Genomic DNA, 2,262 nt, shown 5'->3' on the forward strand with positions numbered 1-2,262 from the left:
GCGTAATGATCTTCTCCGCCGCCAGCGCACCCGCCGCCGGAAGCATCGTCTCCCGGTGCTGACCACCCTTGGTGTACCCGAAGGTGTAGGAGTAGTTCTGCTGGAGACCATGGGCGGTGGCCACGGACTCCGGGAGCGTCAGCTTGGTACCGGTGGGCTGGTAGTCGGCCGTGTAGCTGGTGATGGCGGTGGTGTACGGAAGGTTGTCGGTGTAACGCGTCATCGACGCCGGCAGTCCGACGGCGCCCGCGATGGTGTCGTAGGTGCTGGTCTGGAGGTAGTTGCCGGTGCTGTTGTTGAGGCGCTGCTCCAGCGGGCGGCCCAGCTCGTCGTACTTCGACCACACCGTGACGCCCCGGGCGTCGGTGGTCAGGACGGGCCGGTCGGCGTTGTCGTACTCGGTGGTGCTGGTGCCGGTATCCGGATCGGTGACGGACTTCGTCCGTCCGCGGGCGTCGTAGGTCCAGGACCAGGTGTTGCCCTTGGGGTCCTTGGCGGACGTCATGTCGCCGCGGGCGTCGTAGGCGAACGCGGTGGAGCGGAACGCGGTCCGTGCGGGGTCGGTGAAGGTGTCGACCCGGACGGTGCGGCCGAGGGCGTCGCTGTAGGAGCGCTGGGAGGCGGCGCCGGTGGGCTCGATCGCCACGGAGTAGTCGTAGCCGAACTCCGAGCGGGTCGCCTTCTCCGGCTTCTCCACGCCGGCCTCGTACGGAGTCTCCTGAAGTACCCGCCCCAGGCCGTCGTACTTGTAGAGGGTGGCGTTGGGGATCTTGGTGTCGGAGGCGTCGGTGGGCTCGTACATGACCGGCTGCGGGTCGCTGCCGGAGTAGTAGCCGTTGTTGGTGCGGCTGATCGTGCCGTTCGGACCGTAGAAGATGTCCGTGATCAGACGGCCCTTGCCGACGGCCGGGTCCTGCTTCTGCCGCTCACGGCCCAGCCCGTCGTAGAAGACGTAGGAAGAGACGTAGTCCGATCCTTCGCCTTCCTTGAGCAGCTCGGACTTCACCGAGACCGGGTCGCCGGGCTTGGCGTGGTAGGTGAAGATCGCCGCGGGCCGGCCCGCGGTGTCGGTCGGGCCCCAGGCCTTCACGGTCCGGCCGAGGCCGTCGTACTCGAAGGTGGTGGTCCGGCCGTTGGGGTCGGTCTCCTTCAGTGCGGTGGCCCGGCCGGGCTCGACCTCGCTGGTGGAGGTGTGCTGCTTGGCGTTCTTCGTCTTCACCGAATAGACCTGGCCGGTGGCCGGGAGGTATTCGGTGGTGCTGGTGCTGTTCGCCGCGTCCGTGGTGCTGACCGGGCGGGCGAGGCTGTCGTAGGCGACCTCGGAGTCCTTGTCCCACGCGCCGCCGTCCTTGGCGACGGTCCACGTCGTGGTGGCGAGACCATCCGTCGGCGCGGCACCGTAGGCGAGGTTGTCGTACGCGACCCGCGATCCGGAGATCCAGGCGGAAGCGGCCGGCTCGGTACCGGCGGCCGGGCACAGCCCCGCCGTCGTCAGCGCCTGCTTCGACAGGCCGATCAGATGCTTGGCCGTGTTGTGTACGTACTCGATACGCGAGCAGGTCTCATCGCCGGACCGTCCGGTATCGCCCTTGCTCTCGACGCTGACGGGCAGGTCGTGGGTGTTCTCGTACTCGGTGGAGGTCTCCACCGTCCGCTCGGTGCGTGCGTCGTCGTCCGTGGCGGGGTTCGAGTCCGTCCGGGTACCCGACGACAGGTTCACGGTGATGCTGCGGTCCTCAAGGACCCGATAGGCCCTGAGGTCAGGGATGCCGTCACCGCGGACCCGGGACGCGAGGACCTTGTGCCTCGGGTAGTCCACGTCCCGCGTGATCACCACACCGTCGGCCTTGGTGTAGGACAGCGTCTCCGCGACCCGCCCCTGGTAGGGGAAGAGGTCCTTGGCGATGGTGACGCCCTTGCTGTCCTTGACCGTGATGTCGCGTACCGGGTTCCCGGCGCCCGGCAGCTTGTCGCCGTCCATACCGCGGAAGTAGCGGGTCTCCGACATGGAGCGCTCACTGCCGGTGTACGCATGGGTGGAGTCGGCGCCGGAGACGGTGCGGACGATCTCGTAGCCGCGCCACTGGTCGTAGGTGCGGGTCTTCTTCTTCGAGAACTCCGTCTGGTTCAGCGCCCAGCCGGCGCCCTTGCGCTTGGCGGCGTCGACCTCGTCGTACTCGTACGTCGTGGAGGTCGGGTGGACGCCGCGGACGTTCGGCAGCTCCTCGACCTTGGCGATGACGTACTTGTTGAACCAGCTGA

The 2,262-nt window shown here is 67.8% G+C and carries 1 pseudogene; it reads right to left on the bottom strand.

Annotated elements, in window-relative coordinates:
• Nucleotides 1-2,262 (bottom strand): annotated as a pseudogene (locus ACWDR0_RS34780) (sugar-binding protein); the annotation flags it as partial.

This window comes from Streptomyces sp. NPDC003691 (assembly GCF_053981115.1).